Raw genomic sequence first — 26,146 nt, forward strand, 5'->3', positions numbered from 1 at the left:
ATTTCATGGTGGCATGCACCATGCAAAAAAGGGAGCTCAGGCTCCCTTTTTTATTGTTCGAACACATCCCTTAACCCCGTCAATCAGGCTTGCGTTTGTAGCCGACAATTTTCCGCCTTGGCGCCTCAGGCGGTCTTTCCAGCATGGCTTGGGTACGCGCCCCCGCCTCCGCAATCAACTCTTCAATCAGCTCGGCTTCGGGCAGGTTGTGCCAGTATTTCTTGGGCATTTCCTTTTGCATGGCCTTGAGCTTGAGCCGCGCCGGATTGAAAATATGCCGGTAGTAACTCAGCCATAGCGCCTCACTGGCATCCTCTTCAGGCAAGGCCTCCGGCATGCCGCCGGGCAAAAACTGCATTGCTTTGCCATCCCAATGCATGCCCATGCGCGGGCTCATGATGGTCCAATCCATGCTGGTGAATCGGCCAATAAAGAAAGGCGCGATCGCCGCCATGATGTGATGTTCAGGCTCAAACCAGGCCAGGTAACGTGTCCGCCCTTCCACAACGGTTTCGCGAAAGCGGACAAAGGCTTTCATCTTGTGCTTGTCGCGCCCCACCGCTTTTGCCATGGCATGCAGGCGGGCAACATCGGCATCCCCCGTCAGCCGCATCAACCCGCGCTCACGCTGGCAACGCCAGAGCACCCGGTAAAGCAAGCCGAACCGCTCAGTCGCAGCATGCAAAATAACCATGCGCGCAAGCTCAATAAACTGCTTGGACACCATCAACCGCTGGCCGTCTTTGGCGGGTGGCGCCTGCGTGTCAGGTACTAACTTGACGGAGGCCATGGCAAATATATCCCCTTGGACGATGGACTCCTCGGTCGGCCGCACACACCAGTGCACATCGTGCGGGGCCACGCCTGCCAGAATCAGACGGCGTGCCGCATCGCGCCAGCCATCCATATCGGTTTCATGCTGTAGATAAACCGTTTCCATTTCAACTACAGGAATAATCCCAGTTGCTGCGGCATGGCTGGTGTTTCTTTCAGCTGGGCAGGCAGGCTGGCTGCATCCAGCGTGGCGCCGGGGTGATGGTCAGGCAGTTGAATGAACGGCAGCATGCGGTTGACCGGCGCCCGCATTCGCACCAGATCATCCAGCCGTACAGCCCTGACAAGGCGTGCAGCCAGAATGCGTTGCACATTGCGCACCCCCAGGCCGGGCACCCGCAGCAAGGTAGCCTTTGGGGCGCGGTTGATATCAACCGGGAACATGGCGCGATTCTGCAAGGCCCAGGCGGTCTTCGGGTCCATGTCCAACGCCAGCATGCCTTGCTCACCGGTAATGATTTCATGCGATTCAAATCCGTAAAACCGCATGAGCCAATCGGCCTGATACAGCCTGTGCTCGCGCACCAGCGGTGGTGATTGCAGGGGCAAGACTGGGCTCGCATCGGGGATAGGGCTGAAGGCCGAGTAATACACGCGCCGCAGGCGATACTGGCCATAAAGATCGGCGCTGGTATTCAGGATAGTCCTGTCATCCGTGGCATCTGCACCGACGATCATCTGGGTGCTTTGGCCTCCGGGTGAAAAGCGCGGCGGGCGCTTGCCCGTCAGGGTTTTATCTTTGCTCGCATCAATGCGCTCGCGCAATTTGCCCATGGAAACACGAATCGCCACGCCATCTTTTTCTGGTGCCAGGGTCGACAGGCTCGCCGCCGTCGGCAGCTCAATGTTGATGCTGAGCCGGTCGGCATAACGCCCGGCGCGCGCCAGCAATTCCGGGCTGGCATCGGGGATGGTTTTCAGATGAATGTATCCGCGAAAATCATGCTCTTCACGCAGTATGCGTGCCACTTCCACCACTTGCTCCATGGTGTAATCCGGGCTCTGGATTATGCCGGAGCTGAGGAACAGGCCTTCGATATAGTTTCGGCGATAAAACGACAGGGTGAGCTGCACCACCTCATCAATGCTGAAGCGCGCCCGAGGCACATTGCTGGTCACCCGATTAACGCAGTACACGCAGTCATACAGGCAAAAATTGGTGAGCAGAATTTTCAATAGCGAAATACACCGACCATCCGGCGCATAGCTATGACAAATGCCCATGCCCATAGTGGAGCCTATGCCTTTGCCATCGCGCGAGTTGCGCTGCTCGGTGCCGCTGGAGGCACACGAGGCATCGTATTTGGCGGCATCCGCCAGTATCTCCAACTTCTGTTTTAGCTGCATGAAGTTATTGTACGTTCGTTCAGTTAACTTGCCTAGCGAGCCACAAATTGCATCGTATTGAGCTTAGGCAACAGCTGAGCTTCGCTTGTGTAAATAACGAAAAATCCCGCTGCCAGATTCAGGCAATTATGACAATAGTTCGTGTGTCAACCTCAACGGGCACAAGTTTTGCTATATCTATCTAAGCGCCGTACCCAAACAAGAAAGTGAGTCTCTTATGCCTACCGATCAAATCCCCAGCAGCCACTGTCACATGATAGACAGCATGGTCAGTCTTAACCGTTATCGGGATGGCTTGCAGCAACTGCAGAATGTATGGGACAACCTTTCCCTGCTGAGCCAGCTTTCGGGTACAGGGACCGACATGACAGAAACCCGCCAGGCCTTCAGCCAGGTGACCAATGATGTGCTGAATAGCCTGGCCGAGGAAACGCTGGACAAGACCGTTACCTCCCTCACCTCCAAAGCCCAGGTAACCGTGGACATTGTGGTGCGTAACCTGTTTGAGCGCACCGCAGACATCGGTTTCCTGGCGACTGACGATGACATCCGTGCATTTCTGGACAAACATTTCAGTGGCTCCGCCTACCCCTCGGACCTGGATGCCCTGCGCCATCGCTTTCGCGAATACGTCAAAAAATACTCGGTTTACTCCAACATCATCCTGCTCGATACCGATGGCAATGTGCTGGTACAGCTGGATGAGAAAAACCCCGTGACACAAAGCCAGGACGCCTTGATTGCCGAGGCGCTGGAGACCACGGAAGCCTATGTGGAAGTGTTCCGCAAAACCGATCTGCTGCCTGAGCAGAACACCAGCCTGATCTACGCGTATCGCGTGACCACCACCAATCAGCGCGTGGCTGGCGTGCTATGCCTGTGCTTCCGTTTTGAAAACGAAATGGAAGGCGTGTTCGGCGACCTGATCACGCACCAGGATTGGGCCGTGGGCTTGTTGCTGGATCAAAAAGGGTGCGTGGTCGCCAGCAGCGACAAATATCAGATCCCGATTGGTGCCCCGCTTGAAGTGGCCGCCGACAAGGACTATCTGCTGACTCGCTTTGCCGGGCGTGAATACATCGCCGTTACCTGCAAAACCAAGGGCTATCAGGGCTATATGGGACCTGGCTGGATAGGTCACGCCATGATACCGCTGGAGCATGCGTTTGATGGCGATATTGCGACCTCTGTCGCCGGCATTGATAAGAAACTGCTCGCCAAGGTTATGCGCAGCCCCCTGCTCTTCTCGCAAACGCTGCTGGGCATTCCCAAACAGGCATCCACCATCCAGAACCGCCTCAATCAGTCGGTCTGGAACGGCAATATCTGGCAGAAACGCGAATCTGGCCAGACCGCGCATCAATCCAGCTTTTCCAAGACCTTGTTGTGGGAAATCAGCAATACCGGCTTCAAGACACAACATGTCATTGAGACTACCGTGTCTGACCTCTATCAGACGGTGGTATCGGTCATGTTGGAAAACTCGCGTTTCTTTGCGTCGCTCGCCGTCGATATCATGGATCGCAACCTGTATGAGCGCGCCAACGACTGTCGCTGGTGGGCATTGACGACGACCTTCCGTCAATTGCTCAGCCACAGCAACCGCTCCCGCAGCGATGTCGCCGCGATTGAAAAAGTGCTGTCATACATCAATGGCTTGTACACGGTGTATGCCAATCTGGTGGTCTTCGACCGTCAGGGCGAGATCATCGCCGTTTCCAATCCGGCCTACAACGATTGCGTAGGCACATTCATCGAAGCCGAATGGATGTCGCGCCTGAGAGGGCTGCGCAGCTCGCAGGATTACGTAGTATCACGCTTTGAGGCCACCCCGCTGTACAAAAACAAGCCAACCTACATTTACGCCGCCGCCATTCGTTCAGAAGACGACGTCGGCATCGTCGGCGGTATCGGCATCGTGTTTGACAGCGCCCCGCAATTCTCCGCCATGCTGACAGATGCCTTGCCACGCGATACAGCCGGCGAGCCTATCCCAGGCAGTTTCACGCTTTATGTGGACGGCGATTTGCAGGTCATCTCCTCCACCCTGCCTGCATTCAGCGTGGGCAGCACATTCACCATCCAGCCTGCCCTGTGCAAGCTGGCACCGGGCGAAGCGGCGTTCGATATCGTGCTGCATGAAGGTCGCTATTACGCTGTCGGCGCCCGTGCATCCTCAGGCTATCGCGAGTTCAAGGGACCGAATGACCCCTACCAGAATCCGGTGACGGCGCTGATCTTCATCCCCCTGGGCAATGCGGCGGATATCGATGCCATGATCACCTCCGACAATACCTACCAGCACACGCAATTCAAGCCCACCTCCAGCAGCACACCGGTCGCGGGCGCAGAAGAGTACGCCACTTTCTATGTCGGCAACGAATGGATGGCCTTGCCTGCCGGTCAGGTGCTCGAGGCGGTGCAACCGGAAAACATCAAGCAGCTGCCAGAAAGCGCACATATCCTTGAGGGTATGATGCAGCATAGGGGTGGCGTGATTCCGGTGCTGAATCTGGCCAAACTGATCAATACCGAGTGCCACACAGCGCCGGAGAATCGCCAGGTGATTGTGATCGAAGCAACGGAGGAATCCCCGCGCTTTGGCATCCTGGTCAGCGCACTGGGCGAGATCCCCTCGATTGTGCCGGCGAACATTGAGCTGATTGCCACCATCTTCTCCATCGGCAATACGCCTGCGGAAGGGGTTACCCGCGTTAAATCCGACAATGGCAAGGACAACCTGCTCATTGTGTTATCCACGCAAAGTCTCTGGAAGAAAATATATAACTACCAGCATGCACTGGAAAACAATGTCGTACAGATAGCGGCTTGATCGCCATCGGCGCACATAGCAAGACACCGCGCACAAGCGAGTATGATGGCGGCTTGAAATCCGCGCGAGATCATGAGCATGCCTAAGGAATACATCACGCCTGGCGTGTATGTGGAAGAAACATCCTCAACTCCGCCCGCCATTGAAGCCATGGCGAGCGGAGTACCGGTATTCATCGGCTATACCGAGCTCGCCGGCACTTCGCAGGAGCCGCTCACTCTCGTCCCTCGCCGTATCAGTCATCAATGGGAATTCATCCAGCTATTCGGCAGTGCGTATCCCGAAAGCGGCTTTGCAGTCTCCATCAAGGCCGACGGCACAGCCGCAGCGCAGGTGCAATCGACCAGCCCGCATGTGCTGCATGACAGCCTGGAACTGTTTTTTGCCAATGGCGGGCAGGATTGCTGGGTAATCTCCGTCGGCAGATTCAAAACAGCCAATGAGACACTGCAATTAGCGGAGTTGCAGGCAGGCCTGGATATCGCGGCCACCATGCAGGGCGTAGACCTCATCGTCATCCCCGAAATGCAGGCACTCAGCCTGGATGACTATCGCACCCTGGCCGATGCTGCCTTGTCCCATGCCGCCACCTGCCATGATCGCTTTGTGATTCTCGATATGCTGTTCAAACCCGCTCCGGGCAATACCTCCAGCCTGGCGCAGCATTTTCATGAGGGCCTGGAAATCTACAGGGAACAGGGTATTGGTCAGCAGCATCTGAGCTGGGGCGCGGTGTATGCGCCTCATCTTTTGGTCAGCCTGCCGCGCAGGCTGGATGAGCCCAATATCCATGTCACTCTGGCCGATGGCAGCGAGCTGTCGCTATCCAATCTGTTTGCGCATCATCGGGCTTTGTATACCGCCGTCATTGCCGCCATACACGCCCAGCCGCGGGTGCTGCCACCTTCCGGTGCCATCGCCGGATGCTATGCGGCCCAGGATCGCAACCGCGGCATCTGGAAGGCTCCCGCCAACATGACTCTGTCGCTGGTCAACGCTCCTGCCGTGGAGCTGCCGGTGGCGGATTACGAAACCATGAATGTGGATGTGATGCGCGGCAAGTCCATCAATCCCATCCGGCTTTTCACGCATAAGGGCACGCTGGTATGGGGTGCACGCACGCTGGCGGGTAACGACAATGAATGGCGTTATGTACCCACCAGACGCTTGTGTACCTGGATAGAAACCTGCATCCGCCGCAGCTCCGGCTGGCTGACATTTGAAGAAAACACGCCCGCGACCTGGCAAACACTGCAATCCAGCGTCGAGACGTTTCTGATGATGTTATGGCGTAACAGTGTGTTTACAGGGGAAAAGCCCGAGCAGGCTTTTTTTGTGCGGGTGGGTCAAGGGCTTACCATGACCCTGCAAGATGTGGCAGATGGGCGGGTGCGGCTGGAGATCGGGGTTGCCACCCAACGCCCAGCCGAGTTTGTTCATATGCAGCTCAGCTTCATGCTGGGAGCGCAGGCCTGAGAGGCCATCAGGCCTGCGATTTGACGTGACGTTTCATGAGCGAATTCTGCTCCATCTTCCAGTCGCGTTCTTTCTCGGTCTGGCGCTTGTCGTACTGCTTCTTGCCCTTGGCCAGCCCGATCTGCAGCTTGATGCGGCCCCGGGTGAAATGCAAATCAAGCGGCACCAGCGTATAGCCAGCGCGTTCCACCTTGCCGATCAGCTTGGCAATTTCCTCCGAATGTAGCAGCAGCTTGCGGGTACGAATGGCATCTGGCCGAACGTGCGTTGAGGCAGAACCCAATGGCGTGACATGGCAGCCAATCAGGTAAATCTCCCCGCGCTGAATGATGACGTAAGCTTCTTTCAGCTGGATACGGTTATCCCGTATGGCTTTGACTTCCCAGCCTTCCAGCACAATGCCCGCTTCGTATTTTTCCTCGATGAAATAATCGTGAAATGCTTTTTTGTTCTGTGCAATGCTCATGTCTATCCGTTCCGGTGATGCATATCCACATGACCATGTCGCCAGGGTCAAAGTTTATGGTGCCGCATCGGGAATATGGCTTAAAATTGCCATTTTACTCCAGTTGCAAAGCTCCGATGGCTCAGGTTGAAAAAACAGTATTGGTCCCGCATTCTTGCGAGCGCATGTATGCGCTGGTGGATGCCGTCGAAAATTATCCCGCCTTCTTGCCCTGGTGTGGTGGCACCGAAGTAATCCAGCGCGACGAGGAATCCACCACCGCCACGCTGCGCATTGATTATCACGGCATCAAGCAGCACTTCACCACCCAGAATATCAAGACCTACCCCACCATCATGGAAATACGGCTTAAGGATGGCCCTTTCCGCCATCTGGAGGGGGTATGGCGCTTTATTCCACTGGCAGAAGAAGCGTGCAAGATTGAGTTCCGGCTAAGCTATGAGTTCTCAAATGGCTTGCTGGAAAAGCTGATTTCGCCGGTATTCAGCCACATTGCCAACACCTTCGTCGATGCCTTTGTCGTGCGCGCCGACGAGGTTTACCGCTAAACGCCATACCCCATGGATTCCAGCCCGCAAATACTGGTTGAAGTTGCCTATGCCGAGCCTGACAGGCAACGCATTATCCCCCTCATGGTGGAGAGCGGCACAACAGCAGAACAGGCTATCCGGCATTCCGGCATTTTGACGGAGTTCCCGCAGATTGATCTCGGCATTAACAAGATCGGGATTTTCGGCAAGCATGCCAGCCTGCAAACCCCCTTGCGCGCAAGGGACAGAGTCGAGATTTACCGTCCGCTGATTGCCGACCCCAAAGACATACGCAGGAAGCGCGTGGCGGAAGGTCGGGACCTGAAAAAACGCTAACAAAAAAAACGGTGGCAATATCGCCACCGCTTGTTCTGGTAAGCCAACCAGGCTGGTCCTATTGTATCTTGGGCCTGTTTGTATCTTGGACCTGTTGTACTCTGGGCCTACTTGCAGTACTTATCCACCTGCTTCTGGGCCTCTTCCAGGCCTTTGTCAATCGCGCTGTCATCCAGATATTCGCGCTCGCCATCGGCGTTCATCTTGTAAATGCGTCCGCCCTGCTGATAGTTGGCGAGATTGCCACGCGCTGTGGCGCAGTTATCCTGCTTCTGTTTCTCTGCAGCCTGCTTTTGCTGATCCTGCTTTTTGGATCTTTCCGCATCATCGCGGCGACGCTGGGCATCAATCTCCTTCGACAGCTTGGGGTCCTTGATGGATGCTCCTTCCTCAGGCGCAGCTTTGGCCGGTGCTGGCGCAGGAGCGGCGATCTTGCCACCGCCTATGGTTTCATAGGGCAGGTTTTTGGGAGGAATATCCGAGTACCGCGTGGTGCCATTGGTATCTTTCCATTTATACACATCCGCCATCGCCATCATCGGCAACAGTAATAAAGCAACAAGCAGCAAACGCGAATGCATCATGAAAATTCCTTGGCTAAGATAAGGCCTAGCGTAAAACCAGTGGCGCCTGCCGTCAATGCGTACCTGACCAAGGGTGCTGGCCCATGTGGCGCATAGCGCCATGCAAGCCGGATCAGCACAGCAACGACCGTAAAGTGATACCAGATATACAGCAACGCATGATGGTCGTTTACCGAAATACGGCAAATCGGTATAATTAGCTTTTGTCGGAAAGAAATTATATGCGTCTGTTGCAACAAGCGCTTACCTTCGATGACGTATTACTGGTACCGGCACACTCCAATGTGCTGCCACGCGAAGTAAGCCTCGCCACCCAGCTCACCCGCTCTATTCGCCTCAATATCCCCCTTGTGTCTGCAGCCATGGACACCGTGACGGAAGCCCCACTGGCGATTGCTCTCGCCCAGGAAGGCGGCATGGGCATTATTCACAAAAACATGAACATTCAGACGCAAGCTGCCCATGTGGCTCGCGTCAAGCGTTTTGAATCCGGCGTGGTCAACGATCCCGTCACCATTCAGCCGCACATGACCGTACGTGATGTTCTGGCACTTACCCGCCAGCACAAGATTTCCGGCCTGCCCGTCGTTGATGGCACCAAGGTGGTCGGCATTGTCACCAACCGTGACTTGCGCTTTGAAACCAATCTTGACCAGCCTATCGTCAATATCATGACCCCACGCGAGCGTCTGGTCACCGTACCAGAAGGCGCCCCACGTGAAGCCGTCATGGCGCTCCTGCACAAGCACCGCCTGGAGCGCGTGCTGGTCGTGAACGATGCCTTTGACCTAAAGGGCCTGATCACGGTCAAGGATATTCAGAAATCGACGGATCACCCCCTGGCCTGTAAAGATGCCCATGGTCGCTTGCGCGTAGGCGCTGCGGTCGGCGTGGGCGAAGGTACCGAAGAGCGCGTCGCCGCGCTGGTAGAAGCCGGCGTTGACGCCATCGTGGTCGACACCGCCCACGGTCACTCTCAGGGCGTGCTGGATCGCGTCAAATGGGTCAAGCAGAACTTCCCGCAAGTGCAGGTGATCGGCGGCAATATCGCCACCGCTTCGGCTGCACTGGCACTGGTGGATGCTGGCGCTGATGGCGTCAAGGTCGGTATCGGCCCAGGCTCCATCTGCACCACACGTATCGTGGCCGGTGTAGGCGTTCCGCAAATCAGCGCGGTATCGAATGTTGAAGAAGCCTTGCGTGGCACTGGCGTTCCGTTTATTGCCGATGGTGGCATCCGCTACTCGGGCGACATTTCCAAGGCCATCGCCGCCGGTGCTTATTCCGTGATGCTGGGCGGCATGTTTGCCGGTACAGAAGAAGCCCCAGGCGAAATCGAACTGTTCCAGGGCCGTTCGTACAAGTCCTACCGTGGCATGGGTTCGGTTGGCGCGATGCAAAAAGGCTCCAGCGACCGCTACTTCCAGGACAACGAAGGCAATGCCGACAAGCTGGTACCGGAAGGGATTGAAGGCCGCGTACCCTACAAAGGCAGCGTGATTGCCGTCATTCACCAGCTAATGGGTGGCTTGCGCGCTTCCATGGGCTATGTGGGCTGCAAGAGCATCAACGAAATGCGTGAAAAAGCCGAGTTTGTGCAGATTACCTCGGCCGGCATGCGCGAATCGCATGTACACGATGTGCAGATCACCAAAGAAGCTCCGAACTATCATATCGACTAACATCAACCTGCATTGATGCATGGGCAAACCGCTTTGATACTGATTAAAGCCGTTTGCCCTTCATCATTTTAATGGCACTCAATACCATGGCTCACCAGAAAATCCTTATCCTTGACTTTGGCTCCCAGGTCACCCAGCTCATTGCACGTCGCGTGCGTGAAGCGCATGTTTATTGCGAAATTCATCCATGTGATGTCTCCGATGATTTCGTGCGCGACTTTGGCGCCAACGGCATCATTCTCTCCGGCAGCCATGCCAGCGTGTACGAAGAAGAAACCGACCGCGCACCGCAGGCGGTGTTTGAGCTGGGCGTGCCCGTGCTCGGCATCTGCTACGGCATGCAAACCATGGCCCAGCAGCTTGGCGGCAAGGTGGAAGCAGGCACCAAGCGCGAATTCGGCTTTGCCGAAGTCCGTGCGCGCGGGCACTCTGCCCTGTTCAATGCGATTCAGGATCGCACCAACAGCGAGGGCCATGGCCTGCTGGAGGTCTGGATGAGCCACGGCGACAAGGTCACCGAGCTGCCACCCGGCTTTAAAGTCATTGCCAGCAACGACACTACGCCGATTGCCGCCATGGCTGATGAAGAGCGCAAATTCTACGCAGTGCAGTTCCACCCTGAGGTCACGCACACACGCCAGGGCCAGGCCATGCTGAACCGCTTTGTGCTGGATATCTGCCAGACCCGCGCTGACTGGATCATGGGCGACTACATCAGCGAAGCCGTCGAGCGCATCCGCCAGCAAGTGGGCGATGAAGAAGTCATTCTGGGTCTGTCTGGCGGCGTGGACTCCAGCGTGGCCGCCGCGCTGATCCACCGTGCCATCGGCGACCAGCTAACCTGTGTGTTTGTTGACCACGGCCTGTTGCGCCTCAACGAAGGCAAGATGGTCATGGAAATGTTTGCCGGCCAACTGCGCGCGCGCGTAATCCATGTCGACGCCACCGCCCAATTCATGGGCCAGCTCGCTGGCGTGAGTGACCCGGAAGCCAAACGCAAGATCATCGGCCGTGAGTTCGTGGAAGTATTCAAGGCTGAAGCCGCCAAACTCAAGGCAGGCACAGGTGGGCACAAGGGTGCCACCTTCCTCGCCCAAGGCACCATTTACCCGGATGTGATTGAATCCGGCGGCGCCAAATCCAAAAAAGCCGTCACCATCAAGAGCCACCACAATGTAGGCGGCCTGCCTGAGCAATTGGGCCTGCAGCTGCTGGAGCCCCTGCGCGACCTCTTTAAGGATGAAGTTCGCCAGCTGGGCGTAGCCCTCGGCCTGCCGCCTGACATGGTGTATCGCCACCCCTTTCCTGGCCCCGGCCTTGGCGTGCGTATTCTGGGCGAAGTAAAACAGGAGTTCGCCGACCTGCTGCGTCAGGCAGATGCGATTTTCATCGAAGAACTGCGCAGCACCATAGACGAGGTCAGCGGCAAAAGCTGGTACGACCTCACCAGCCAGGCCTTTACCGTCTTCCTGCCAGTCAAATCCGTCGGCGTCATGGGCGACGGCCGCACCTACGACTACGTCGTCTCCCTGCGCGCCGTCATCACCAGCGACTTCATGACCGCGCACTGGGCCGAACTCCCCTACAGCCTGCTCGGCCGCGTCTCCAACCGCATCATCAATGAAGTCCGCGGCATCAACCGCGTCGTCTACGACATCTCCGGCAAACCACCGGCGACGATTGAATGGGAGTAGCGCTTTCGAAGGGAGGAGTAGGCTCCGCTCGCGTAGCGAGTGGTAGCGACCCCGCAGAAAGCGCTACGGGCCGAAACGTGATGGGAAATGAACCGACCACCGTGAATGAGGCCCGGCTTTCGAAGGGAGGAGTAGGCTCCACTCGCGTAGCGAGTGGTAGCGACCCCGCAGAAAGCGCTACGGGCCGAAACGTGATGGGAAATGAACCGACCACCGTGAATGAGGCCCGGCTTTCGAAGGGAGGAGTAGGCTCCGCTCGCGTAGCGAGTGGTAGCGCACCTGCACCAAGCGCTATAGGCGGGATGAATCAGTTAGAATGGCTGGCTGTAGCCAGCATGATGCAAAGAGGCTTGCGTTGAGCCGCGGCTTCGTTAAAGAGGATGATCTGGAGCATGCTGGCACGGATGTGCCGGAGCGTCCGGTAAGCCAGCACCCGAATTATGTAACGCCACATGGCTTGCACCTGTTACAGCATGATATGCAAGCCTTGGAAAAAGAGCGCACAACGCTATCAGCGCGCAAGGACGATCCAACGGCCCAACAGCGTCTGAGCATGATTAATCGCGATTTGCGTTATCTTGAAGCAAGACTGGAAGCCGCTATCATCGTCGATCCGACGCAGCAGTCTCGTGAACAGGTGCTGTTTGGCGCTCATGTGCATGTAGAAGACGACGAAGGTCAACGCCAAGTTTTCCAGATTGTTGGTGAGGATGAGGCAGACATTGCACAGAACAAGGTGAGCTGGATTTCACCCCTGGCGCGGGCTTTGATCGGTCATAAGCGAGGTGAGGTTGTCACATGGCAACGGCCTGCCGGCAATCTCGAACTTGAAATTATTGATATCCATTATGGGGAATAGCATGAACGTAAGCCAAGCCATTGAAACCCGTCGCTCGATCAAGGCATTCGACCCGGAACATACGATGAGCGAAGCCGAGATCGAACAGCTGATGTCGCTGGCATTGCTCTCCCCGACTGCATTCAATATTCAGAACTGGCGTTTTGTATTGGTGCAATCCCCCGAGCTGCGCAAGCAGGTGCGCGCAGCCAGCTGGGATCAGGCGCAGGTGACCGATGCTTCCTTGCTGGTCGTTCTGGTGGCGGATCTGCAATCCTGGAGCAAGCAGCCTGAGCGTTACTGGGCCAATGCGCCGGAAGCGGTGAGGAATTATCTGGTACCTGCCATTGGTCAATATTATGCTGGCAAGGAGCAGGTGCAACGTGATGAAGGCATGCGCTCATGCGGCATGGCTGCCATGACGCTGATGCTGGCGGCCAAGGAAATGGGCTACGACAGCTGTCCCATGGATGGCTTTGATTTTGATGCGGTGGCCAAACTGCTGAAACTGCCTGCCGACCATGTGCCTGCCATGTTTGTGGCGATTGGCAAGGGCATCAAGGAACCATGGCCACGTGGCGGTCAGCTGCCCATGAACGAGGTAGTTATCCGCGACACGTTTTAAGTCGCTGCACATGCACTCGCAGCACGAACAATATAGCAATAAAACACATTAATAAAATTACTCAATTCCTTGTTTATTAAATAAATAATGAATTAAAAAAGATTCAACTTTCTGGACGTATACGTAATGCTTATAGCAAACAATATCACCATGCAGTTTGGCGCCAAGCCACTGTTTGAAAATGTCTCCGTCAAGTTTGGCGACGGTAACCGCTACGGTCTGATCGGAGCCAATGGCTGCGGAAAATCGACCTTTATGAAGATACTGGCCGGTGTGCTGGAGCCTACTGCGGGCAATATCTCGCTGGATAGCAATGAACGCATGGCCTTTCTGCGTCAGGACCAGTTTGCCTACGAAGACCAGCGCGTCATCGATGTGGTGATGATGGGCCATGAGCAGATGTGGAAGGCGAATGTAGAAAAGAACGAAATCTACATGAACCCGGAAGCCACCGAAGAAGACTACATGCGGGCGGCCGAACTGGAAGGTGTCTACGCCGAATATGACGGCTATACCGCCGAAGCACGCGCAGGCGAGCTGCTGCTGGGTGTGGGCATCCCCATCGAGCAACACACCGGGCCAATGAGCGCAGTGGCTCCGGGCTGGAAACTGCGTGTGCTGCTGGTACAGGCGCTGTTTGCAAACCCTGACATCCTGCTGCTGGATGAACCGACCAACAACCTGGATATCAACACCATCCGCTGGCTGGAAGATGTGCTGAACAATCGTGACTGCACCATGATCATCATTTCGCACGATCGACATTTCCTGAATCAGGTATGTACGCATACTGCCGACATGGATTACGCCAAGCTGACGGTTTACCCCGGCAACTATGACGACTACATGGAAGCCTCAGCCCAGGCCCGTGCACAGCAGGCCAAGGACAATGCCAAGGCCAAACAGCAGATCGCCGACCTGCAGGAATTCGTTCGCCGCTTCTCGGCCAACGCCTCCAAGGCCAAGCAAGCCACCAGCCGCGCCAAGCAGATCGACAAGATCAAGATTGAGGAATTCAAGCCATCCAGCCGTCAGTATCCCTTCATCCGTTTTGAATACGATGATCGCGAAAAACTGCACCGTAACGCTGTTGAGCTGAAAAAGCTCAGCCATGGCTTTGACCGTCCCCTGTTCAATGACATCGACCTGATTTTTGAAGCAGGCGAAAAAGTGGCGATCATTGGTGAAAACGGCATTGGTAAAACCACCTTGCTGCGCTGTCTGGCAGGCGATCTGCAGCCTAACCATGGCGAAGTGAAATGGGCAGAGAAAGCCAAGCTCGGCTACTTTGCACAAGATCACGAATACGAGTTTGAAAAAGACCTCAACCTGTTCGACTGGATGTCCCAGTTCACCCAGGAAGGTGACGATGACAACTCGGTACGCAGCATGCTTGGCCGCCTGTTGTTCTCTGGGGAAGATACCAAGAAGTCAGTCAAGGTACTTTCCGGTGGTGAAAAAGGCCGCATGCTCTACGGCAAACTGATGCTGGCCCGCACCAATGTCTTGCTGATGGATGAACCGACCAATCACATGGACATGGAATCCATCGAAGCGCTGAATACCGCGCTGGACAAGTACAAGGGCACACTGTTTTTCGTGAGCCATGACCGTGAATTTGTGAGTTCGCTGGCGACCCGCATCATCGAAATCAAGGCCGATGGCATCAGCGATTACACCGGCAATTACGAAGACTACCTGGCAAGCCAGGGCGTCGAATAAGCATTTAATCTCACTTAAAAAACGAGCTAAATCAGGCCATTGCATGGCAGCCTCACCGCTGTTATTCAATGGCCTGTTAATTTTTGTAAAATGATTAGCATTTTTTGAACCGCTTACGCGCCTTTACGTCCATATCAGCGATAATTGTGTCCAATCACCATAAAGCGCTGAAAGTAACAGATCACATGTCGCCCCTTGCACGATCCGGTTTTACCGCCTCGCCATATGCTGCACTGCCAATCTGCCTAAGCCTGATCTCCCTCACAACCGCCCTGCCCGCACAGGCTGAGAGTTCCATCTGGTACAAAGATGGCAATCCGCTTGATGTGACCGTGCCTGCTGCGATCCCCAGTGGTTATGCAGGCAATACCGCATGCGCTGCCCCCAATCTGCAAAATGCACTCACCCTGGGCGAAGTGGCGGATGCGACACTGTGCAACAACCCGCAAACCCGGGAAGCCTGGGCCAACGCGCGCGTGCAGGCAGCCCAGGTAGGCATTGCCCGCTCGGCTTACCTGCCCAGCGTTACGGATACCGTAGGCACCAATATCAACGTAACCAGCCCTGAACTGGCCACACGCAATAACCCCTACAGCAACCTGAGCAACAGTATTGTGGCGTCTTACCTGCTGTATGACTTTGGCAATCGCGATGCCACGCTGGAAAGCGCCCGTCAGCTACTGCAGGCGGCCAGCGCCACCCAGGATGTCACCGTGCAGACGCTCCTGTTATCTGCCGTGCAGGCCTATTATCAGGTGCAAGCCAACATTGCCGCGCTGGATGCCAGCCGCGAAGCCGAGCGTGCCAGCGAAGAAAGCTTCAAGGCCGCGGATGCCCGCTACAAGGCCGGTGTTGCCACGCCTGCCGATAAACTGCAGGCACAAACCGCATATGCCCAGGCCACCCTCTCCCGTATTACGGCCGAAGGCAATCTGAAAACCGCCTACGGCACGCTGGCCAATGTCATGGGGATACAGGCCAATCAGCCGATTCGACTGGTCAACAATACCAACTACTCCACCCTGCAGCCGGTGAGTGATGATATTGACGCCCTGATCGAACAAGCCCGCAATCGCCGTCCCGACCTGATGGCGAGCGAGGCGCAGGTAAAAGCGGCGCAAGCCAGCATTGACGCGTCAAAAGCCGCCGCCAAGCCTACAGTTTCGATTGCCATGAGCAATAGCCAGCAAGATGGCAGCAGCCTTACTTCTGCCAACACCTCAACCTTGGGCCTCACGGTTTCCATTCCATTATTCAGCGGCTATGCGCCGACCTATCGCATACGCTCCGCCGAAGCCACGCGCGAAGTGCGGGCAGCGCAGCGCGATCGCATCCGTCTGCAAATCTCGCTGGATGTGTGGAACGCCTACCAGAATCTGCGCACCGCCAATGAATCGGTGATTGCCGCCCAAGTGCTGGTGCAAAGCGCCGAAGAGTCATCCCGCGTCGCCCTGGGTCGCTACAAGGCAGGCGTGGGCAACATCATCGACACCCTGAATGCCCAGAGTGCGCTAGCATCAGCCAAGCAGCAATTGATACAGGCCTATCTGAATGGCAATGTGGCACGGGCAACGCTGGCGCAAGCTGTTGGGGTGCTGGACAACGCCATGATCCAGACCCTGCCAGACCAGAACAATCCATAATCCATCTTATGCATGCATTTATGCTGAAAGCACGCTCATGAGTACTTCCTTTAAAAAAATCGGACTTAGCCTGGTACTGCTTGCGGTAGCAGGTGGCGGCTATTATTTTTATGACAAAAGCCATCAACCCAAACCCGATGAGCTTTATCGCTTCAAGGAAGTAACCCAGGGCGATGTGGAGCAGTCCGTCTCCGCCAACGGCACGCTGAACCCGGTGACGCTGGTAAACGTCGGTACGCAGGTGTCAGGCCGTATCAGCAAGCTGTATGTGGATTTCAATGACAAGGTGGAAAAAGGCCAGGTATTGCTGGAGCTGGACGATGCGCTTTTCTCCGCCCAGATTGCGCAATCAGAGGGCAATGTCCGCAATGCCCAGGCATCGTTGGATCTCGCCAAGGCCAATGAAGCCCGCATACGTTCGCTGTTCCAGCAGGAGTATGTATCCCGCCAAGAGCTTGATCAGGCCGTGCAGGCGCTGAAATCTGCCCAGGCTAACCTGTACACCATCCAGGCACAGTTGCGGCGTGACCAGACCAATTTGGGTTACTCCATCATCCGCTCCCCGGTCTCCGGCGTAGTCGTGGATCGCGCTGTTGACGTCGGCCAAACCGTGGCCGCAAGTCTGCAAACCCCGACGCTGATCACCATTGCGCAGGATCTGTCCAAGATGCAGATCAACACCAGCTTTGCGGAGGCGGACATCGGCAACATCAAGGAAGGTCAGGCCGCGAAATTTGCGGTAGATGCTTTCCCTAACCGCAATTTTGAAGGCGTAGTCAAACAGCTGCGCCTCAACCCCACGACAACCTCCAACGTGGTCACCTACAACGTGGTCATTTCGGTCGATAACCCAGATCAAACACTACTGCCGGGCATGACCGCTTACGTGAATATCGGCGTCGCCAAGCACGACAATGTCATGCTGGTACCGAATGCGGCCCTGCGCTACAAGCCCAAACTCGATGATGACGATGCCGGCAACATGCCGCCGGATGGCGCAAGACCGGATGGTGGCAAAGGCCCGGGCGAGCGCAAGCATCGCGGTGGTCCAGATGGCAAAAAACCGCGCGGCGACATGGCCAAAGGCAAGGTATATGTGCTGAATGGGGACAAACCCGAGGCCGTCAATGTCCTGCTTGGCATCACCGATGGCAAAGTCACCGAAATCAGGAGCCGTCATCTGAAGCCGGGCGACAAGGTCATTGTGGGCGATCTGCAAGGGCAAAACATGCCGCAGCAAAATTCGCCCGGCCCCAAGATGCGGATGTTCTAGCCATGCCTGGCCATGTGATCGAGGTAAAAAACCTCTACAAGGATTACCAGACCGCCGCCGGAAAATTCCCAGTGCTGAAGGAGGTTAACCTGGAAATAGATGCAGGCGACTTTGTGGCCATCATGGGCCCGTCGGGCTCCGGCAAATCCACCTTCATGAATATCCTGGGCTGCCTGGATCAACCCAGCAGCGGCGAATACATGTTGAATGACCAGCCGGTGGCGCGTCTGCAGGGGGATCGTCTGGCTAAAGTCCGCAACCACACCATAGGTTTTGTTTTCCAGGGCTTCAATCTGCTGGCGCGTTCCAGCCTGCTGGACAATGTCGCCCTGCCCCTGGTCTACGCCGGAATAGACAAACCCGAGCGGCATGCCCGCGCCCGGGTCTTGCTTGAAAAAGTTGGCCTGGCGAATCATGTGAACTCGCATCCCAACCAGATTTCCGGTGGCCAGCAGCAACGCGTCGCCATCGCACGCGCCCTGATCAATCGCCCCAGCCTGATTTTGGCTGATGAACCCACCGGCAACCTCGACAGCAAAACCAGTGAAGAAATCATGGCTTTGTTTGGCGAGCTTAACCGCGAAGGCATTACCATCGTCCTGGTCACCCATGAGCCCGACATTGCCGAGCACGCCAGCCGCCAGGTGCGATTCCTGGATGGCAAGATTGTGGAAGACACCCGGACAGCGCCGATTGCCGTGAAAGGAGCGCCTCATGTTTAGCGCCATGCTGGGAGAAGCCTGGCATGCCATGGGCGCCAATCGCCTGCGGACCTTTCTCACCATGCTGGGCATGGTGATCGGCGTGGGTGCAGTGGTACTCATGATGGCGATTGGCCAGGGAGCAGAACAAGCGGTCAAGAAATCCATCCAGTCCATGGGCAGCAATCTCTTTATCGTGCTGGCCGGGCCCCCAAATATGGGCGGCGCCCGCTCCGCGACAGGCAACGCGCCATCGCTCAACGTCAAGGATGCTGCCGCCATGGAGGATCTGGAAGGCGTGAGCAATGTGGCCCCGATCAACATGGGCAGCGCCCAGGTGATTTATGCCGGGAACAACTGGAACACCAGCATTATCGGCACGACGCCGAGCTATCTGGATGTGCGCTCATGGAATCTGAGCGACGGCTATGTATTTTCAGATTCCGATATCCGCTCGGCTACTCGCGTCGCGCTTATCGGCAAAACCGTGGTGCAGAATCTCTTCGGCGATGACGACCCGGTCGGCAAGACCATACGCATCAAGGATAGCCCGTTTATCATTTTGGGCGTACTGGATAACAAGGGACAAAGCCTGGATGGTCGTGATCAGGATGACACCATCATCATCCCGCTCACCACCTCGCAAAGACGGGTATTTGGGGCGCAATTCTCAGGCAGTGTGCGCCAGATTATCGTGCAGGCAGACTCGGATAAAGTCATGCCCATGGTAGAAGACAGCCTCAACAGTCTGCTGCGTCAACGTCATCGCATACGCGAAGGCATGGATAACGATTTTTCCGTGCGTAACCTCACTGCGCTTGCCAACTCGGCAGCGGAAACCACCAAAACCATGTCTCTGCTGCTGGGTGCTATTGCCTCGGTATCCCTTCTCGTGGGCGGTATTGGCATTATGAACATCATGCTGGTATCCGTAACCGAACGCACTCGTGAAATCGGCATTCGCATGGCGATAGGCGCACGTGAGCGGGATATTTTGATGCAGTTTTTGCTGGAAGCCATTGTGATTTCTATTGTCGGCTGCCTGATTGGCATCGGCATTGGCGTCGGAGGTGCACTCCTCGTCAGCCACATTACCCAGGCTCCGATTGTTGTCTCCAGCCAGTCAATTCTCACCGCTTTTATTGTCGCCGCTAGCGTCGGCGTCTTTTTCGGATTCTACCCTGCACGCAAAGCAGCACAGCTGAACCCGATCGAAGCACTGCGCTTTCAATAACCGACATTTTCACCGACGTTCGTCACATTTCATCGGCCTTGCATGCAGACGCATGCAAGGCATCCCGAGCATTTTACGCATGCGTCAAACGGCACTTTTACCGATCATTAAACAAAATTTATACAGATCAGTATTTTCAATGACTTAGCTTAATCCTCGCAAGCTGTTGATCGGAATGCTTTCTTTCACCGCTCAGTTAGGCGTATAGTGCAACGCACGGGTATTCCCATCAACTGCGCAGGAGGATACAAGATGCATCCGCTGACGTTATTCAAGTTGTTTTTCGCCCCCGTGGCTGGCTGGCAATCTCTGCTCCAAGGCCAACCATCCATACACCGGCTTTACCTGTTACACGTTATTCCATTTTCCCTGATTCCCGCGGCCATGCTCTATATCGCGGGCTCCGCTCATAGCTTTGCATTTCTCGAGCTCATGCCCGGCAACAAGCTGTTACTGGTGTCGATTGCCTTTTTCATTGTGCAACTCGTGGTCGTGCCCATCATGGCTAGCATCGTCCGGCAGCTGGCAGAAGTAGCCGACATTCATCCGACGTATCGCGAAAGCTTTATCCTGGCGGCAGTAGCCCCCACGCCACTCTGGATGGCGCCCATCTTTTTGCTGGTGCCTGATATTTACGTCAATCTGGCCATCGCCTCGCTGGCGATGATGGCTTCCGCCGGATTTATTTATTTCGGGATTCCCACTATTTTCAATATCCGCGACAGCGGACAATCCGCCCTGTTTTTCGGTGCCGTTTTCATGGCAGGCGTTATTGCATGGGGGTTTTTGATGATATGCACGCTGGTGGTCTGGGGCAGCATCCAGAATCTGCTGGTGAATTAAACCCGCTGTTTTTTTGAGCTGAGTCCTGCGGCTTTTTCTTCACAGGGCTACGCAAGCTGGAATTTTTTATGTAGACTCGCCCTCATTCGCATTCAAATGTCTCACTTGAATACGGATCAGGCAAGTCAATCAAGGTTATACGTTTTACAAGTTTCAAGATCGTCCAAGTAGTCTTCGCATCAAAAACCGTTCGTCAGAAACGGGGTAATTTGAGGAGAAGCAAGATGGCATCGAACTTTGTAGAAGTAAGCTTTATTGCACGTCCCAACTGCGCCTTGTCCCTCAAGGGCAAGTTAAGCGTTGTTGCGTCCATCGCTCTCCTCTCCCTCGTTATCGCGCTTGTATTCACCATGGCTGGTGCATGGCTGGTCTTGCCCTTTGCCGGACTTGAACTGATCGCTGTCGCTTATGCGTTCTACTTCATCCACCGGCATGCAGCAGACTATGAATCCATCGTGATCAACGAAACCCACCTCGCGATTGAAAAACACGACATCCATACGCACCGCCAAATCGTCATGCAGCGTTACTGGGCCCAGGTCCAGCTGCGCAACCGGCCTTATGGCGAGCAGGCGCTGTTTGTCCGATCGCATGGAAAGGAAGTCGAGCTCGGGCACCGCTTCATGAACAATGAGCAACGCCTGGAACTCGCCCACCAACTACAGCAAGCCATTCAATATGGTCGCTAATCCAATGGGAGCAGGCATGGCAAGGTTACGCATAACAAGAATCTGGCAATGTTTACTGGGCGCTCTTTTGCCCCTGACAGCACACGCGGACTACGCGTGGAATTTTCCAAAACCTGTCACACCGATGGCGCTGGACACCCTGCAGGTACACAACAAGTTCATGATTATCGTCATGGTGATCTTCGTTGTGGTGCTGGGCATCATGATCTACTCCATCGTCATGCATCGCAAAAGCCGCGATTACCAGCCCGCCGGCTTTACTGGCCCCAGCACCCGCGCGCAGCTTTTCTGGACCTTGGTGCCATTTGCCATCCTGCTTTACATCGACTTCATCCTGATGGGCATCCCCGCGTTTCATAGCGTAGTGGCCATGGAAGATACCCGCACCGACGCCGACATGGTGATCAAGGTCACCGGCTCGCAGTGGCGCTGGCAATACGAATACATGGATGGCCCGGCCAAAGGCATCAGCTTTGTCAGCAACATGACCACCCCCCAGGAGCAGATCAATAACCAGGCTGCCAAAAATCCGGAGTATCTGCTGGAGGTAGACAACCCGCTGGTCCTCCCCACCGACAAGAAAGTACGTGTCCTGCTCACCTCCAGCGATGTCATCCACAACTGGTGGATTCCGGCCTTTGGCGCGGCGCGCGATGCCATTCCGGGCTTCCTGCGCGAGACCTGGGTCAAGATCGAGGAGCCAGGCACCTTCCGTGGTCAATGCAAGGAGCTCTGCGGCAAAGGCCATGGCTTTATGCCTGCGGTGGTCATTGCCAAAAACGAGCAGGATTTCAATGCCTGGGCCACCAGCAAAAAAGCCGAGCTGCAAGCCGCCGCCGCGGGCGCTGACAAGGAATGGACCAAAGAAGACCTGATTGCCAATGGCAAGGGCATCTACGAGAAAAACTGCGCTGTTTGCCATCAGGTAGGCGGCCAAGGCCTGCCACCCGCCTTCCCGGCCCTGACGGGCAGCAAGATTGCCACTGGCCCGATCCTGGACAAGGACAACAAGATGGTCAAAGACGGGCATCTTGACCGGGTGATGAATGGCAAGGGCGTCATGCCCGCCTGGAAAGGCATTTTGAACGATACCGAAATTGCTTCCGTGATCACCTACGAGCGCAATGCGCTGGGCAATAGTGTGGGCGATATGTTGCAGCCCGCTCAAGTAAAGGCCATGCGTTAAGCCATATCCCATCTGCATCAAGGATTTAAAGGAGTTCGAAAATGAGTTACAGCACCACAGTCGACCATGAAGAACATCACGATCATCCAAGCGGAATGCTGCGCTGGCTGACCACCACCAACCACAAAGACATAGGCACCATGTACCTCACCTTCTCGCTCATCATGTTCATGGTGGGCGGGGCGATGATCATGGCGGTACGCGCCGAGCTGTTTCAGCCGGGCCTTCAGCTCATGCATCCCGAGTTCTATAACCAGCTGATCGGCGTGCATGCCCTGGTGATGATTTTTGCGGCGCTCATGCCCGCGGCCACTGGCTTCGCCAACTGGATGTTGCCTTTACAGATAGGCGCGCCGGATATGGCCCTGCCCCGCCTCAACAACTGGGGTTTCTGGCTTCTGCCTCCGGCTGCCATCCTGCTTACGCTGCCCTTTACCCTGGCCTTGTTTGGCATAGGCGATGGCGCGATTGCCACGGGCTGGACCTTTTATGCACCGCTCTCGGTACAAGGTGGCATAGGCGTGGATTTTGCGATTTTCGCCGTGCACTTGCTGGGGATTTCATCGGTGATGGGCTCGATCAACATCATTGTTACCATTTTCAATATGCGCGCGCCCGGCATGACACTGATGAAACTGCCGCTCTTTGCCTGGGGCTGGCTGATCACCGCTTTCCTGCTCATCGCCACCATTCCTGTGCTGGCAGGGGCCGTCACCATGCTGCTGACCGACCGCCACTTCGGCACCCACTTCTTTGATGCCGCTGGCGGTGGCGACCCTATCCTGTTCCAGCATCTGTTCTGGTTCTTTGGCCATCCTGAGGTGTATATCCTGCTGCTACCTGTGTGGGGCTTTATTCCACAGATCCTTTCCACCTTTGCTCGCAAGCCTATCTATGGTTACAAGGCGCAGGTGTATTCGCTCTGTGCCATCGGTATTCTCTCGGTCGTGGTATGGGCGCACCATTTCTTCACCGCGGGCATGCCTGTGCCGGCGCTGCTGTACTTCATGTACAGCACGATGGCGATTTCCCTGCCATTGGCGGTACTGTTTTACTGCTGGATCGCCACCATCTGGCGTGGCTCCATGACCTTTGAAACCCCCATGCTGTTTGCCATCGGCTGGATCATCCTGTTTGGCATCGGTGGCCTCACCGGCCTGGTACTGGCGGATGTGGCGGCGGATGCGCAATACCACCACACCTATTTCGTGGTGGCGCATTTCCACTACACACTGTTTGCAGGCGGCATCATGGGCATCATGGCCGGCGTGTACTACTGGCTGCCGAAAATGACCGGCCACATGTACAACGAAAAGCTGGGCAAGCTGCATTTCTGGCTGACGGCGATTTCGTTCAACCTCACCTTCATTCCACAGTTTTTTCTGGGGTTGGCAGGCATGCCACGCCGCATTCCGGATTACGCCCTGCAGTTCTCGGAGTTCAACATGATCTCCTCGATTGCGGCGTTTACCCTGGGGCTCACGCAGCTGCTGTTTGTATACAACATCGTGAGTTGCGCGCGCGGCGGCAAAAAAGCCACCGACAAGGTGTGGGAAGGCTCCAACGGACTGGAGTGGACATTGCCATCGCCCCCGCCCTATCACACCTTCAATGAACAACCGGTTATCCGCTAAGCCATGTCGCTTATTCCCATGGCAAACGATATGAAAAACGCCGAGGACAAACGTCGCCGCAACCGCTTGATTGCGCTGCTGCTGGCGGCCGTTGCCCTGTTCTGGTACGCCCTGGGCATGTGGATGCTATGGAAAAGATAAGCGCGATTGCCAGCCTCAGCCAGCTTAATCGCCAGCTCGGCTACAAGCTGCTGGTCATTGTGGCGATGGCACTCGCCTTCGCCTACGGCTTGGTGCCGCTATACGACGTGCTTTGCCGCGTCACCGGCCTCAATGGCAAGACAGAAAATGTGGCGGTGAGCGCGCAATCGCGGGTGGATACCACGCGCTGGGTGGAAGTGAGCTTCACGAGCAATGTCATGCCGGGGCTTGCATGGAGCTTTCACCCGGTGCAATCCAGCATACGCGTGCATCCAGGCAAGATAGAAACCGTGACCTTCATTGCCCGCAACATGGCCAATGAAACCGTCGCCGGGCAGGCTGTCCCCAGCGTCAGCCCGGGCAAGGCATCAGAGTATTTTAAGAAAATCGAGTGTTTTTGTTTTCAGCGACAGGATCTGAAGGCGGGCGAATCCCGTGAAATGCCTTTGCGCTTTTATGTCAGTCCCGACATTCCGGATGATGTAAAAGCCCTCACCCTGTCGTATGCGTTTTACAGTGCAATCAAATAGCAGCACCGAAACAGTACAGAAAAGGCATCAGCATTGAAGCAGAAGGATTAATCAAACCAATAACATTTGCATCATCTGGCTAACAGGAGCATATGGATGTCCACTCAAACGCATGACAAATACTTTGTCCCGACCCCCAGCCTTTATCCGGTGGTCTTGTCCAGCGGGCTATTGCTGCTCACCATGGGCTTTATCTTCAGCACCAACAGCTATGCCGCGGGCAAGTGGCTGATGCTGCTGGGCCTGGTGCTCATGCTCAGCATGATCTTCCGCTGGTTTGCCAAAATCATTGCCGAAAGCCAGAGCGGCATGTACCGCACATGGGAGGACAAGTCGTTCCGCTGGGGCATGATCGCCTTCATTTGCTCCGAGATTGCCTTTTTTGCCGCGTTTTTTGGGGCGCTGTTTTTCGCACGCATTATCTCGGTGCCTGAGCTCGCAAGCTTTGACCCGGCCTTTACCATGTACAAGGATTTTGTCGCCACCTGGCCTTCCGCCGGGCCGGGCGGGCATGTGCTGGGGCGCGAATATCAGCCAGCACAATTCACCCCCATGGGCGCATGGGGCATTCCTGCCATCAACACGCTGATACTGCTCAGTTCCGGCGTCACCGTCACCTGGGCGCATTGGGGCCTGCTCAAAAACAACCGCCGGCAGCTGGTATGGGGCTTGTTTTTCACTATTGTGTTGGGCTTGGCGTTTATCAGCCTGCAGGCCTTCGAATATCACCATGCCTATACCGAGTTGGGGCTGACGCTGGGCGCCGGTGTCTATGGCAGCACCTTTTTCATGCTGACCGGATTTCACGGATTTCACGTCACGCTGGGGACACTCATGCTGATCGTGATCTGGCTGCGCAGCATCAAGGGGCACTTTACGCCAGAGCATCACTTCGGCTTTGAAGGCGTTGCCTGGTACTGGCACTTTGTGGATGTGGTGTGGCTGGGGCTGTTCGTGTTTGTTTACTGGCTTTAATAGGCCGGGTTTTATACCGGCCGGGTTAATGCCCTATCACGCCGGTATAAAACCCCAGCATCAGCAAGAGAAACAAACCCAGGGAAAGGGCAATGCGCAAAGTAAGCGCCTTGATGGTGGCCTGCCCTTGTCCCTTGTTTCTCACCATTGAAAACAAGGCGTAAAACAGGCTGCCAACGATAAGTACCAGCATGACAACGATAGCGAGCTTAATCAACATGGCGATGTCCAGGTCAGGTTTTAATCAGTATGGATGGGGTCAGCTTATTTTGCAATTTCCAATAAAAACAAGGCAGCGTTATCGTTTTTCTCCGCGCATTCCCGGCGCAT

The 26,146-nt window shown here is 55.7% G+C and carries 24 protein-coding genes; 19 read left to right on the plus strand and 5 right to left on the minus strand.

Features of this window, described 5'->3' with window-relative positions:
- Window positions 1–79 precede the first annotated feature (79 nt).
- Together ACWWD9_RS07770 and ACWWD9_RS07775 are read right to left on the minus strand one after the other, a co-directional pair.
- Window positions 80–940, minus strand: a complete 861-nt coding sequence (locus ACWWD9_RS07770; RefSeq protein ID WP_455866670.1) for a TIGR03915 family putative DNA repair protein — start codon at window positions 938–940, stop codon at window positions 80–82.
- A gap of 5 nt (window positions 941–945) precedes the next feature.
- Window positions 946–2,181: a putative DNA modification/repair radical SAM protein gene (locus tag ACWWD9_RS07775; protein WP_455866671.1), complete on the minus strand. Its 1,236-nt coding sequence runs from the start codon at window positions 2,179–2,181 to the stop codon at window positions 946–948.
- Window positions 2,182–2,398: 217 nt separating this feature from the next.
- On the opposite strand from ACWWD9_RS07775, the gene ACWWD9_RS07780 reads away from it, so the two are divergent.
- Window positions 2,399–5,014, plus strand: coding sequence for a chemotaxis protein CheW (locus tag ACWWD9_RS07780; protein ID WP_455866672.1), 2,616 nt, complete (start codon window positions 2,399–2,401; stop codon window positions 5,012–5,014).
- Window positions 5,015–5,086: 72 nt separating this feature from the next.
- Complete coding sequence (locus ACWWD9_RS07785) at window positions 5,087–6,490, plus strand: phage tail sheath family protein (RefSeq protein ID WP_455866673.1); 1,404 nt, start codon at window positions 5,087–5,089, stop codon at window positions 6,488–6,490.
- Between the two features lie 7 nt (window positions 6,491–6,497).
- Here ACWWD9_RS07785 and smpB read toward each other — a convergent pair whose 3' ends face one another.
- The gene (smpB, locus tag ACWWD9_RS07790; protein WP_013442089.1) at window positions 6,498–6,956 is read right to left on the minus strand and encodes an SsrA-binding protein SmpB; all 459 of its coding nucleotides are present in this window, start codon (window positions 6,954–6,956) and stop codon (window positions 6,498–6,500) included.
- A 116-nt stretch (window positions 6,957–7,072) separates the two neighbouring features.
- Between smpB and ACWWD9_RS07795 the strand changes: the two genes are divergently transcribed.
- Together ACWWD9_RS07795 and ACWWD9_RS07800 are read left to right on the plus strand one after the other, a co-directional pair.
- Window positions 7,073–7,504, plus strand: coding sequence for a type II toxin-antitoxin system RatA family toxin (locus ACWWD9_RS07795; protein WP_013442088.1), 432 nt, complete (start codon window positions 7,073–7,075; stop codon window positions 7,502–7,504).
- Window positions 7,505–7,516: 12 nt separating this feature from the next.
- Window positions 7,517–7,822, plus strand: coding sequence for an RnfH family protein (locus ACWWD9_RS07800; protein WP_455866674.1), 306 nt, complete (start codon window positions 7,517–7,519; stop codon window positions 7,820–7,822).
- A 107-nt stretch (window positions 7,823–7,929) separates the two neighbouring features.
- Here the strand turns inward: ACWWD9_RS07800 and ACWWD9_RS07805 are convergent, their stop codons facing one another.
- The gene (locus tag ACWWD9_RS07805; protein ID WP_013442086.1) at window positions 7,930–8,406 is read right to left on the minus strand and encodes a DUF4124 domain-containing protein; all 477 of its coding nucleotides are present in this window, start codon (window positions 8,404–8,406) and stop codon (window positions 7,930–7,932) included.
- A 221-nt stretch (window positions 8,407–8,627) separates the two neighbouring features.
- Here ACWWD9_RS07805 and guaB point away from each other — a divergent pair, with 221 nt between their 5' ends.
- The 15 genes from guaB to ACWWD9_RS07880 all read left to right on the plus strand — a co-directional run bounded on the left by guaB (window position 8,628) and on the right by ACWWD9_RS07880 (window position 25,816).
- The gene (gene guaB / locus ACWWD9_RS07810; RefSeq protein ID WP_455866675.1) at window positions 8,628–10,088 is read left to right on the plus strand and encodes an IMP dehydrogenase; all 1,461 of its coding nucleotides are present in this window, start codon (window positions 8,628–8,630) and stop codon (window positions 10,086–10,088) included.
- An 86-nt stretch (window positions 10,089–10,174) separates the two neighbouring features.
- Window positions 10,175–11,782, plus strand: coding sequence for a glutamine-hydrolyzing GMP synthase (guaA, locus tag ACWWD9_RS07815; RefSeq protein ID WP_455866676.1), 1,608 nt, complete (start codon window positions 10,175–10,177; stop codon window positions 11,780–11,782).
- Window positions 11,783–12,137: 355 nt separating this feature from the next.
- A complete protein-coding gene (locus ACWWD9_RS07820) occupies window positions 12,138–12,641 on the plus strand; it encodes a GreA/GreB family elongation factor (protein WP_455866677.1) in 504 nt (167 codons plus the stop codon).
- Between the two features lies 1 nt (window position 12,642).
- On the plus strand, window positions 12,643–13,245 hold the full coding sequence (locus tag ACWWD9_RS07825) for a nitroreductase family protein (RefSeq protein WP_041362125.1): 603 nt from the start codon (window positions 12,643–12,645) through the stop codon (window positions 13,243–13,245).
- Window positions 13,246–13,371: 126 nt separating this feature from the next.
- Window positions 13,372–14,967: an ABC-F family ATPase gene (locus ACWWD9_RS07830; protein ID WP_013442081.1), complete on the plus strand. Its 1,596-nt coding sequence runs from the start codon at window positions 13,372–13,374 to the stop codon at window positions 14,965–14,967.
- Window positions 14,968–15,152: 185 nt separating this feature from the next.
- The gene (locus ACWWD9_RS07835) at window positions 15,153–16,610 is read left to right on the plus strand and encodes a TolC family protein (RefSeq protein ID WP_455866678.1); all 1,458 of its coding nucleotides are present in this window, start codon (window positions 15,153–15,155) and stop codon (window positions 16,608–16,610) included.
- 37 nt (window positions 16,611–16,647) lie between these two features.
- Window positions 16,648–17,883: an efflux RND transporter periplasmic adaptor subunit gene (locus ACWWD9_RS07840; RefSeq protein ID WP_013442079.1), complete on the plus strand. Its 1,236-nt coding sequence runs from the start codon at window positions 16,648–16,650 to the stop codon at window positions 17,881–17,883.
- Between the two features lie 2 nt (window positions 17,884–17,885).
- Window positions 17,886–18,605: an ABC transporter ATP-binding protein gene (locus tag ACWWD9_RS07845; RefSeq protein WP_455866679.1), complete on the plus strand. Its 720-nt coding sequence runs from the start codon at window positions 17,886–17,888 to the stop codon at window positions 18,603–18,605.
- Window positions 18,598–19,818 (plus strand): ABC transporter permease, encoded by a 1,221-nt coding sequence (locus tag ACWWD9_RS07850; RefSeq protein WP_013442077.1) that lies wholly within the window; start codon window positions 18,598–18,600, stop codon window positions 19,816–19,818. The genes ACWWD9_RS07845 and ACWWD9_RS07850 overlap by 8 nt, the downstream gene beginning before the upstream one ends.
- Window positions 19,819–20,070: 252 nt before the next feature.
- Complete coding sequence (locus ACWWD9_RS07855; RefSeq protein ID WP_013442076.1) at window positions 20,071–20,661, plus strand: Yip1 family protein; 591 nt, start codon at window positions 20,071–20,073, stop codon at window positions 20,659–20,661.
- 224 nt (window positions 20,662–20,885) lie between these two features.
- Window positions 20,886–21,350 carry a DUF2244 domain-containing protein gene (locus ACWWD9_RS07860; RefSeq protein ID WP_041362124.1) on the plus strand — a complete coding sequence of 155 codons (465 nt, stop codon included), beginning with the start codon at window positions 20,886–20,888 and terminating at the stop codon, window positions 21,348–21,350.
- 16 nt (window positions 21,351–21,366) lie between these two features.
- Window positions 21,367–22,536 (plus strand): cytochrome c oxidase subunit II, encoded by a 1,170-nt coding sequence (gene coxB, locus ACWWD9_RS07865; RefSeq protein ID WP_015829957.1) that lies wholly within the window; start codon window positions 21,367–21,369, stop codon window positions 22,534–22,536.
- A 41-nt stretch (window positions 22,537–22,577) separates the two neighbouring features.
- Window positions 22,578–24,170 carry a cytochrome c oxidase subunit I gene (gene ctaD / locus ACWWD9_RS07870; RefSeq protein WP_013442072.1) on the plus strand — a complete coding sequence of 531 codons (1,593 nt, stop codon included), beginning with the start codon at window positions 22,578–22,580 and terminating at the stop codon, window positions 24,168–24,170.
- A gap of 128 nt (window positions 24,171–24,298) precedes the next feature.
- On the plus strand, window positions 24,299–24,841 hold the full coding sequence (locus ACWWD9_RS07875; RefSeq protein WP_159355728.1) for a cytochrome c oxidase assembly protein: 543 nt from the start codon (window positions 24,299–24,301) through the stop codon (window positions 24,839–24,841).
- A 96-nt stretch (window positions 24,842–24,937) separates the two neighbouring features.
- On the plus strand, window positions 24,938–25,816 hold the full coding sequence (locus ACWWD9_RS07880; protein ID WP_013442069.1) for a cytochrome c oxidase subunit 3: 879 nt from the start codon (window positions 24,938–24,940) through the stop codon (window positions 25,814–25,816).
- 25 nt (window positions 25,817–25,841) lie between these two features.
- Here the strand turns inward: ACWWD9_RS07880 and ACWWD9_RS07885 are convergent, their stop codons facing one another.
- On the minus strand, window positions 25,842–26,036 hold the full coding sequence (locus ACWWD9_RS07885; RefSeq protein ID WP_013442068.1) for a twin transmembrane helix small protein: 195 nt from the start codon (window positions 26,034–26,036) through the stop codon (window positions 25,842–25,844).
- Between the last annotated feature and the right edge of the window lie 110 nt (window positions 26,037–26,146).

The organism is Methylovorus sp. SPW-M1 (genome assembly GCF_053848825.1).

Bases quoted from the DNA above. Each gene is read 5' to 3' on its own strand.
- ACWWD9_RS07850 (WP_013442077.1), top strand. From the start codon at position 18,598: ATGTTTAGCGCCATGCTGGGAGAAGCCTGGCATGCCATGGGCGCCAAT.
- smpB (WP_013442089.1), bottom strand. From the start codon at position 6,956: ATGAGCATTGCACAGAACAAAAAAGCATTTCACGATTATTTCATCGAG.
- ACWWD9_RS07785 (WP_455866673.1), top strand. From the start codon at position 5,087: ATGAGCATGCCTAAGGAATACATCACGCCTGGCGTGTATGTGGAAGAA.
- guaA (WP_455866676.1), top strand. From the start codon at position 10,175: ATGGCTCACCAGAAAATCCTTATCCTTGACTTTGGCTCCCAGGTCACC.
- ACWWD9_RS07835 (WP_455866678.1), top strand. From the start codon at position 15,153: ATGTCGCCCCTTGCACGATCCGGTTTTACCGCCTCGCCATATGCTGCA.
- ACWWD9_RS07830 (WP_013442081.1), top strand. From the start codon at position 13,372: ATGCTTATAGCAAACAATATCACCATGCAGTTTGGCGCCAAGCCACTG.
- ACWWD9_RS07880 (WP_013442069.1), top strand. From the start codon at position 24,938: ATGTCCACTCAAACGCATGACAAATACTTTGTCCCGACCCCCAGCCTT.
- coxB (WP_015829957.1), top strand. From the start codon at position 21,367: ATGGCAAGGTTACGCATAACAAGAATCTGGCAATGTTTACTGGGCGCT.
- ACWWD9_RS07800 (WP_455866674.1), top strand. From the start codon at position 7,517: ATGGATTCCAGCCCGCAAATACTGGTTGAAGTTGCCTATGCCGAGCCT.
- ACWWD9_RS07855 (WP_013442076.1), top strand. From the start codon at position 20,071: ATGCATCCGCTGACGTTATTCAAGTTGTTTTTCGCCCCCGTGGCTGGC.
- ctaD (WP_013442072.1), top strand. From the start codon at position 22,578: ATGAGTTACAGCACCACAGTCGACCATGAAGAACATCACGATCATCCA.
- ACWWD9_RS07860 (WP_041362124.1), top strand. From the start codon at position 20,886: ATGGCATCGAACTTTGTAGAAGTAAGCTTTATTGCACGTCCCAACTGC.
- ACWWD9_RS07825 (WP_041362125.1), top strand. From the start codon at position 12,643: ATGAACGTAAGCCAAGCCATTGAAACCCGTCGCTCGATCAAGGCATTC.
- ACWWD9_RS07840 (WP_013442079.1), top strand. From the start codon at position 16,648: ATGAGTACTTCCTTTAAAAAAATCGGACTTAGCCTGGTACTGCTTGCG.
- ACWWD9_RS07770 (WP_455866670.1), bottom strand. From the start codon at position 940: ATGGAAACGGTTTATCTACAGCATGAAACCGATATGGATGGCTGGCGC.
- ACWWD9_RS07775 (WP_455866671.1), bottom strand. From the start codon at position 2,181: ATGCAGCTAAAACAGAAGTTGGAGATACTGGCGGATGCCGCCAAATAC.
- ACWWD9_RS07780 (WP_455866672.1), top strand. From the start codon at position 2,399: ATGCCTACCGATCAAATCCCCAGCAGCCACTGTCACATGATAGACAGC.
- ACWWD9_RS07845 (WP_455866679.1), top strand. From the start codon at position 17,886: ATGCCTGGCCATGTGATCGAGGTAAAAAACCTCTACAAGGATTACCAG.
- ACWWD9_RS07805 (WP_013442086.1), bottom strand. From the start codon at position 8,406: ATGATGCATTCGCGTTTGCTGCTTGTTGCTTTATTACTGTTGCCGATG.
- ACWWD9_RS07885 (WP_013442068.1), bottom strand. From the start codon at position 26,036: ATGTTGATTAAGCTCGCTATCGTTGTCATGCTGGTACTTATCGTTGGC.
- guaB (WP_455866675.1), top strand. From the start codon at position 8,628: ATGCGTCTGTTGCAACAAGCGCTTACCTTCGATGACGTATTACTGGTA.
- ACWWD9_RS07875 (WP_159355728.1), top strand. From the start codon at position 24,299: ATGGAAAAGATAAGCGCGATTGCCAGCCTCAGCCAGCTTAATCGCCAG.
- ACWWD9_RS07795 (WP_013442088.1), top strand. From the start codon at position 7,073: ATGGCTCAGGTTGAAAAAACAGTATTGGTCCCGCATTCTTGCGAGCGC.